Source organism: Coprobacter sp. (assembly GCF_982436375.1).
The window spans coordinates 1-9282 of the sequence record NZ_CEWDCG010000125.1; the positions used below are offsets into that span (position 1 = coordinate 1).

Here is a 9282-nt window from a genome sequence, read left to right on the forward strand (position 1 = left end):
TCATAAAAAACACCCCAAAAGTTTTGTGTCTAACTTTTGGGGTGCAGTACATTCTTTGCCAGTAATTTTTCCCATAATGATATGAATCTATTTGAAAATGAAGGAGAATGTATCAGCGAAAACTCTTTTGAAGTTTTCCAAGTATTGGATTCGGGTGACGCTTTAGCAAATGAGATAGAAGAAAAATATTCAACATCATTACACACAGGTTTAGTCGTTTTATTTTTACACGAAAACGGAAAATCTTATTATGACGACCAAATTATTAAAATTCCTTCCGGAAAATGTGTAAAACAAATAGGAGTATATAAGTACCCAACAAAGGATGGATTTGAAAAAACTGTACCTATCGTTGACATCCGAAAAAAATAAACATGTTATGTTTTGGATAAAACGGCCGACACCCGATAGAAGTGCCGGCTGTTTTTGTAAAATTAGGTGTCTATCCTTTTTAGATAATAAGATTATAGTTATTTAACATTTATAGTTATTGTACTAAATCAGATAAGAAAAATGTTTCTTAGATACTGTAAAGACGACACAAAGAAAGGATCTTATTGTACACAATACAAATAGAATATCCGACATACAAAATAAAACTGCTAAATAAAAGGCGATTAGGCTTTTATTTAAAAAATATATCTTCTATATTTGACATACGAATTTCGAAAAAAGGTAAGTTATTCGCTATGAAAACACACGCTTATAACCCACACGTTTCTGTAGATTGTGTCCTTATCGGATTTAACGGAGAATCGTTAAAAGTCTTACTTACGGAACAAAGTGAAACTCCCAATAACAAAAAAGGAAGCGGTATGAAATTACCGGGACGTCCGATATTTGATGATGAAGATTTGGATGAAGCTGCACATAAAGTTCTTTTAGAAATTACCGGAATGAACGATCCGTATCTAAAACAATTTAAAACTTTCGGTGCTCCCGATCGAACCAGTAATCCGGATGATTTATCTTGGCTGGAAGAAACGACTCAAGTAAAAATGGGACGTATCGTGACAATCGGCTATATGTCGGTCATTCGCATTACGAACAAAATGAACATGAATTTTCAAAATCATAAAGTCACTTGGTGTCCCGTTCAAGAATTACCGCGCCTTGCTTTCGACCATAAAAATATTATTGAAGAAGCTATACGAGAAATAAGACGTACATCTAAACTATATCCGGCTATTTTATTCGAATTATTACCGGCCAAATTCACAGCTTTAGAATTACGTCGCCTATATGAGGTGATCTACGATAAGGAAATGGATGTAAGGAACTTTCATAAAAAAATAACTGCAATGCCCTATGTCATAGCATTAGAAGAAAAGCAAACAAATGTCGCACACAGGGCTGCCAGATATTATCGATTCGATAAAAAAACATATAACAAACTATACGGACAATATTAAAATTATCAACTTTAAATCATCATAAAGCCAATGTATTTATTAGGATATGACATAGGAAGCTCTTCTGTAAAAGCATCATTAGTGGATGCTCAAAGCGGATTATGCGTAGCTTCGGATTTTTTCCCGAAACAGGAAATGGAAATTATCGCGGTAAAATCAGGTTGGGCAGAACAAAATCCCGAACAGTGGTGGGAGAACCTGAAGTTAGCTACAGAGTCGGTACTCAAACAATCTAATATCGATGCTTCCGATATAAAAGCAATCGGCATTTCATATCAAATGCACGGTCTTGTCGTCGTAGACAAGAATCAAAAAGTATTGCGTCCGGCAATCATTTGGTGCGACAGTCGTGCAGTACCTTATGGAGAAAAAGCATTCGAAACTCTCGGGAAAGAGTACTGCCTTTCTCATCTATTAAATTCTCCGGGAAATTTTACGGCTTCAAAATTAGCTTGGATCAAAGCAAACGAACCGGAAGTTTTTGAAAAAATAGACAAAATAATGCTGCCGGGAGACTACATCGCCATGAAGTTAACAGGCAATAGTTGCACAACCATATCGGGATTGTCCGAAGGTATTTTCTGGGATTTCAAAAATGAGACCATCTCAAAAGAGCTAATGGAATACTACGGATTTGATCAAAGTTTGATTGCCTCAATCGTCCCGACATTCGGGCTACAAGGTGAGATGAATGCCGAAGCTGCAGCAACATTAGGATTGAAAATCGGTACTCCCGTTACCTACCGTGCCGGAGATCAGCCCAATAATGCACTATCTTTAAATGTTCTAAATCCCGGAGAAATCGCATCTACCGCAGGGACATCCGGTGTCGTCTATGGAATTAACGGTCATGTCAATTATGATCCTTTGTCAAGAGTCAACACTTTTGCTCATGTAAACCATGATAAAGCAAATACTCGACTCGGAGTATTACTTTGTATAAACGGAACCGGTATCCTAAACTCATGGATAAAACGGAATATAGCATCTGCCGACACATCTTATACAGATATGAATAATCTTGCTTCTCAAGTAAAAATAGGAGCTGATGGTGTAAGTATCATACCTTTTGGCAACGGGGCAGAACGCATTTTACAAAATCGAGAAATATCAGCATCCGTACATGGCATAAATTATAACATACATGATAAACGTCACCTGATGCGTGCAGCACAGGAAGGTATAGTGTTTTCATTCAAATACGGAATGGAAATCATGGAAAGTATCGGAATCGATATTCATACAATCAAAGCCGGACATGCCAACATGTTTTTGAGTCCGTTATTTAGAAATACACTTTCCGGAATCACTCAAGCAACAATAGAATTGTATGACACAGACGGTTCGGTAGGAGCAGCCAAAGGCGCAGGAATAGGTGCAGGAATTTATAAAAATGCCGAAGAGGCCTTTGCATCATTAAAGAAAATAGAGGTGATCGAACCAGAAATAAAAAATATCTCCGCTTATCAAGGCGCATATAATTTATGGAAGAAAAGACTTGAAGAGTCTATGAAATAAAAATAATAACCTTTTATAAAACAAAAAACTATGGCAACAAAAGAGTATTTTCCTGGTATCGGAAAAATTAAATTTGAAGGTGTAGAAAGTAAAAATCCGATGGCTTTCCGGTATTATGATGCTGAAAAAGTCGTAATGGGTAAAAAAATGAAAGATTGGTTGAAATTTTCTATGGCTTGGTGGCATACACTATGTGCAGAAGGTGGAGATCAATTCGGAGGAGGAACAAAAAAATTCCCGTGGAACGATTCTGAAAATCCGGTAGAAGCTGCAAAACACAAAATGGATGCAGGATTTGAATTCATGCAAAAAATGGGAATCGAATACTACTGTTTCCACGATGTCGATCTGGTCACAGAAGCTGAAACTATCGAAGAATATGAAGCAAATTTAAAAGAAATCGTAGCTTATGCTAAAAAGAAACAAGCAGAAACCGGAATTAAACTGCTTTGGGGTACTGCTAACGTATTCGGACACGCACGTTATATGAATGGTGCAGCAACTAATCCTGATTTCGATGTAGTAGCGCGAGCTGCCGTTCAAATCAAAAATGCAATTGATGCTACTATCGAATTAGGCGGAACTAATTATGTATTCTGGGGTGGACGTGAAGGCTATATGTCTCTTTTGAATACCGATCAAAAACGTGAAAAAGAACATTTAGCCCAAATGTTGAAAATGGCTCGGGATTATGCTCGTGCAAAAGGTTTCAAGGGTACGTTCTTGATTGAACCTAAGCCTATGGAACCGACCAAACATCAATACGATGTAGATACGGAAACCGTTATCGGATTCTTAAAAGCTCATGGTTTGGATAAAGATTTTAAAGTAAACATCGAAGTCAATCATGCAACATTGGCAGGGCACACATTCGAACATGAATTATGCGTAGCAGTGGACAACGGTATGTTAGGTTCTATCGATGCTAACCGTGGAGACTATCAAAACGGATGGGATACAGACCAATTTCCTATCGATAATTTCGAATTAACTCAAGCAATGATGCAAATTATCCGTAACGGCGGTTTCGGCAATGGCGGTACTAATTTCGATGCTAAAACTCGTCGTAATTCTACCGATCTTGAAGATATTTTTATTGCACACATTGCAGGTATGGATGTTATGGCCAGAGCATTATTAAGTGCAGCCAAGTTGTTGGAAGAATCTCCTTACAAAAAAATGTTGGCCGACCGTTATGCTTCTTTCGATTCAGGTAAAGGTAAAGAGTTTGAAGAAGGGAAATTGTCTCTGGAAGACATCGTAGCTTACGCTAAAGCTAACGGTGAACCTAAACAAACCAGCGGCAAACAAGAATTATACGAAGCAATCGTAAATATGTATTGCTAATTCTCACATTATTGAAGTAAGTGATAAGGGATTATTCCCTTATCACTTTTGCATAATATCAACTTTAACTTCATTATTATCTTATTTTAAGACACTATGAACAATACAACCACAGAAGGGAGTAAATTTTATTTATACTCCATCACAGCTGTAGCAATCTTGGGCGGTCTGCTATTCGGATACGACACAGCTGTTGTTTCGGGTGCAGAAAAAGGGTTAGAAGCTTTTTTTCTTACTGCCACCGATTTTCAATATGACAAAATATTACATGGTATTACTTCTTCCAGCGCATTATTGGGTTGTGTTATCGGAGGAGCAATTTCCGGCATATCAGCATTGCGTTTAGGTCGCCGTAATTCTTTACGTTTGGCATCCGTACTGCTTTTACTCTCAGCATTAGGTTCTTATTATCCCGAATTTTTATTCTTTAAATATGGAGAAGCGAATCTAAATGTCTTGATAGCATTTAACTTTTATCGTATTTTAGGAGGTGTAGGTGTAGGTCTTGCTTCTGCAATATCTCCTATGTATATCGCAGAAATAGCTCCATCCGAAATACGCGGTACTCTTGTTTCTTGTAATCAATTCGCTATTATTTTCGGTATGTTGGTCGTATATTTTGTAAACTACTTGATTTTAGGCGACCATCAAAATCCCATTATACTGAAAGACGCACAAGGCGTTCTATCGGTAAGCCCAGAATCTGATATGTGGACAGTAAAAGAAGGCTGGCGTTATATGTTCGGATCAGAATCGTTTCCGGCAATACTTTTCGGAATTTTACTATTTTTTGTACCCAAAACTCCTCGATATTTGGTGCTGATAGAACAAGAAGAGAAAGCTTTCTCTATTCTGGAGAAAATCAACGGACAGAAAAAGGCAAAAGAGATACTAAACGATATAAAAAGTACGGTACACGAAAAAACCGAAAAGTTGTTTACTTATGGCGTTCCGGTAATCATTATCGGTATATTATTATCGGTATTCCAACAAGCCATAGGGATTAATGCGGTCTTATATTATGCACCTCGTATGTTTGAAAATGCAGGAGCTGAAGGCGGTGGTATGATGCAAACCGTGATTATGGGTATTGTTAATATCCTTTTCACTCTCGTTGCAATCTTTACAGTTGACAGATTCGGCCGCAAACCGTTATTAATTATCGGATCTATCGGTATGGCTATCGGTGCATTTGCCGTAGCTATATGTGACAATATCGGTCTTAAAGGTATCATTCCCGTTCTTTCCATTATTGTATACGCTGCTTTCTTCATGATGTCTTGGGGTCCTATTTGCTGGGTGTTAATTTCAGAAATATTCCCTAACACGATTCGAGGAAAAGCTGTCGCTATCGCAGTAGCATTCCAATGGGTATTTAACTATATCGTATCTTCTACATTCCCGCCTTTATACGAATTCAGTCCTATGTTCGCTTACAGTTTATATGGTATCATCTGTGTAATCGCAGCGATCTTCGTATGGCGTTTTGTCCCTGAAACTAAAGGCAAATCATTAGAAGACATGAGTAAACTGTGGAAAAAATAATCTCTATACCTCTAATCTTAAAAGCGGCGAGATATCTCGCCGCTTTTTTTATACCCACAGAACCAAAATAAGATCCTAATAGAACATAAAAAAGCATTTTCACATTTGATTTATAAAACAAACGAAAATATATTTGCAACAAAATAAGCTATAAATCTGTATATTACAAATACATTATACAACTTACATTCGATTTTTATGTACATAACCCTTACTATCTTAGTATTATCCGCAATTTTTTTCATGAACGGCAAAATTCGTTCGGATGTGGTAGCACTCTGTGCACTCGTACTTCTTTTAGTTTTTCAAATATTGACTCCGGAAGAAGCATTATCAGGATTTTCCAATTCCATTGTCATTATGATGGTTGGGCTATTTGTTGTCGGAGGTGCTATTTTTCAGACCGGATTAGCCAAAATGATCAGTGCGAAAATATTAAGAATGGCAGGTAAAAGTGAACTGAAACTATTCATCCTTGTTATGCTGGTAACCGCTGCAATCGGAGCATTTGTCAGCAATACAGGAACAGTTGCTCTGATGTTACCTATCGTCGTCAGTTTGGCTTTAAGCGCAAACATGAACGCCAGCCGTCTGCTCATGCCGTTAGCATTCGCAAGCAGTATGGGAGGTATGATGACCTTAATCGGAACTCCGCCTAACCTTGTCATTCAAAATACACTGACAGAAAACGGATATGCCCCCCTTTCTTTTTTCTCTTTCACTCCGGTCGGTATTATTTGTGTCCTGACAGGTATTATAGTACTTATTCCGTTAAGCAAAATATTTCTTTCCCAAAAAGGACAAAATAACAATAATAAAACAAACAGAAACAAATCTTTGAATGAATTGGTTAAAGAATACCAACTTGCAGATAATTTATTCAGGATAAAAGTCAATCCCAAATCTCCTGTTATCGGGAAAAATGTAGTCGAACTGGATATTCGAAAAAAATACGGATTGAACGTTTTGGAAGTACGACGCATCTCTCAGTCTCAATCACGTTTCTTAAAGTCGGTCAATCAAAAACTTGCAACTGACACGACATTACAAAGCGAAGATGTAATTTATGTAATGGGAGATTTCGACCGGATACACCAAATTGCGCAAGAATTAGATCTTTATATCATCGACTCGCATACTACTGAAGAATCTGGGAAGAATAAAGAGAACTCTCTCGATTTTTATGATATCGGTATTGCCGAAATTTTATTGATGCCAAATTCACGCCTCATCAATCAAAGTGTTAAAGATGCCGGGTTCAGAGATAAATACAATCTAAATGTTCTTGGAATACGTCGTAAAAAAGAATATATTTTACATGATATAAAAGATGAAAAAATCCACTCGGGAGACGTATTACTCGTACAAGGGACATGGAACGATATAGCCCGGTTAAGTGAAGATCAATCGGAATGGGTCGTATTAGGTCAACCACTTACCGAAGCTGCCAAAGTGACTTTGGATTATAAAGCTCCTGTCGCTGCAGCGATCATGGTTCTTATGATAGCAGCAATGATGTTCGATTTTATTCCGATCGCACCTGTTACAGCTGTTATGATAGCCGGACTATTAATGGTTCTTACCGGATGTTTTCGAAATGTAGAATCAGCCTATAAAACTATTAATTGGGAAAGTATCGTACTTATTGCTGCCATGCTTCCCATGTCTTTAGCATTGGAAAAAACAGGCGCATCAAAAGTCATTTCGCACTCGTTGGTTACAGGATTAGGTCAATACGGCCCGGTCATATTGTTAGCAGGAGTTTATTTTACGACATCACTGATGACGATGTTTATCAGCAATACAGCTACAGCAGTATTACTCGCTCCCATCGCAATGCAATCGGCTATAGGAATCGGAGTAAGCCCCTATCCTTTCCTATTTGCTGTAACCGTTGCAGCAAGCATGTGTTTTGCATCTCCGTTCTCCACACCTCCGAACGCATTAGTAATGCCGGCAGGACAATATACATTTATGGATTATGTGAAAGTCGGATTGCCTCTTCAGATTATTATCGGAGTTATCATGATCTTTACCCTGCCTCTTATTTTTCCGTTTTAAATCCATACTTCTAAAGGGGCTGTCTAAAATTTGCACGGATCAAGTTCGAGAGAAATCCACAAGAAGTCAGCCCCTTTCTCGAAAGGAATAAAGGAGTGTATGATCTCGTATCAATGAGTGCATGCCAATAGATTTGAATATTGTATTGAACGGGTTGCTACAAAAAATCCCCCTTCCCCTTTCAAGAGGAAGGAGAACCGTACCGGTATTGCCAACAATATTATAGGCTCGTTTTTACTCGTCAGATAAGCGAGTTATCATCCTCATAAAACAGGAAAAGTAACTTTTCAATGTATTATCTTGAAAAAGGAAGTTTTCATATCTTTCAGATTACTATTCTTTATGAGTAAGAATAGTTTCGATATTATACCGAGGGCGATCTTTCACTTCGATATAAATTTTTCCGATATACTCTCCTATTATCCCAATGGAAATCAGAACCAAAGCTCCGATAAACCACACAGAAAGCATTAGTGATGCCCATCCTGCAACAATATCTCCTGTTAAATAAGAACATAACGTATATATAAATGCACAAAACGTCATAATCAGGAAAAATACGCCAGCACCGAATATCAAACGCACAGGTTTTACCGAAAATGAGGTTATACCGTCTATCGCAAAATTGAGCATTTTACTCAACGGATATTTAGATTCTCCTGCAAAACGTTCATGACGATCATAATATACGCATGTCGTATTGTAACCGATCAACGGCACTATACCTCGTAAAAATAAATTACGTTCTCTGAATTTCATAAGTTGTTCCAACGCCCGTTTACTCATCAAACGATAATCGGCATGATTATAAACCGATTTCACTCCTAATCCTGTCATCAACTTATAAAAGCAAAGAGCTGTAGTCCGTTTGAAAAAAGTATCTTTCTGCCGAGATTTTCTTACTCCATAAACGATGTCAAAACCTTCTTCATATTTCTTTACCATTTCCTCTATGACCGAAATATCATCCTGTAAATCGGCATCTATCGAAATCGCAAGATCACTCATATCTTTAGCGACCGTCAATCCTGCCATCAACGCATTCTGATGCCCGACATTGCCGGCCAGATTAACGCCATATACATACTTACTCTCCTTATACAATTTACGGATAAGTTCCCATGTATTATCCCGACTACCGTCATTGACAAACAATATAAAACTATCGGGAGAAATCATCTCTTTTTTTATCAATCCTTCAAGGACAGAAATAAGACGTCTGGATGTTTCCTTTATTACTTCCGATTCGTTATAACACGGTACAACGATACTTAGTATCATATATTTTTAAAGTTAAAAGACAAATTAATAAATTAACGAAATCAAAGATACATAACATATCGCATTAAAACCAATCAATTTATATAAAATCTCACAGTCAGATTAAGAACCTGCCTAA

Annotated in this window: 7 protein-coding genes; 6 read left to right on the forward strand and 1 reads right to left on the reverse strand. The window is 37.4% G+C overall.

What is annotated here, in order from left to right:
- Window positions 1-81: 81 nt before the first annotated feature.
- The 6 genes from AC1WHX_RS08000 to AC1WHX_RS08025 all read left to right on the forward strand — a co-directional run bounded on the left by AC1WHX_RS08000 (window position 82) and on the right by AC1WHX_RS08025 (window position 7883).
- Window positions 82-372: a hypothetical protein gene (locus tag AC1WHX_RS08000; protein WP_303116431.1), complete on the forward strand. Its 291-nt coding sequence runs from the start codon at window positions 82-84 to the stop codon at window positions 370-372.
- A 317-nt stretch (window positions 373-689) separates the two neighbouring features.
- Window positions 690-1412, forward strand: a complete 723-nt coding sequence (locus tag AC1WHX_RS08005) for an NUDIX hydrolase (RefSeq protein WP_009319333.1) — start codon at window positions 690-692, stop codon at window positions 1410-1412.
- A 30-nt stretch (window positions 1413-1442) separates the two neighbouring features.
- Window positions 1443-2930, forward strand: coding sequence for a xylulokinase (locus tag AC1WHX_RS08010; protein ID WP_009319332.1), 1488 nt, complete (start codon window positions 1443-1445; stop codon window positions 2928-2930).
- A gap of 30 nt (window positions 2931-2960) precedes the next feature.
- Window positions 2961-4277: a xylose isomerase gene (gene xylA, locus AC1WHX_RS08015; RefSeq protein ID WP_022389541.1), complete on the forward strand. Its 1317-nt coding sequence runs from the start codon at window positions 2961-2963 to the stop codon at window positions 4275-4277.
- A 96-nt stretch (window positions 4278-4373) separates the two neighbouring features.
- Window positions 4374-5822, forward strand: coding sequence for a D-xylose transporter XylE (gene xylE, locus AC1WHX_RS08020; RefSeq protein WP_022389540.1), 1449 nt, complete (start codon window positions 4374-4376; stop codon window positions 5820-5822).
- 198 nt (window positions 5823-6020) lie between these two features.
- A complete protein-coding gene (locus AC1WHX_RS08025) occupies window positions 6021-7883 on the forward strand; it encodes an SLC13 family permease (protein ID WP_303116427.1) in 1863 nt (620 codons plus the stop codon).
- A 333-nt stretch (window positions 7884-8216) separates the two neighbouring features.
- Here the strand turns inward: AC1WHX_RS08025 and AC1WHX_RS08030 are convergent, their stop codons facing one another.
- On the reverse strand, window positions 8217-9164 hold the full coding sequence (locus AC1WHX_RS08030) for a glycosyltransferase family 2 protein (protein ID WP_022389706.1): 948 nt from the start codon (window positions 9162-9164) through the stop codon (window positions 8217-8219).
- Window positions 9165-9282 lie beyond the last annotated feature (118 nt).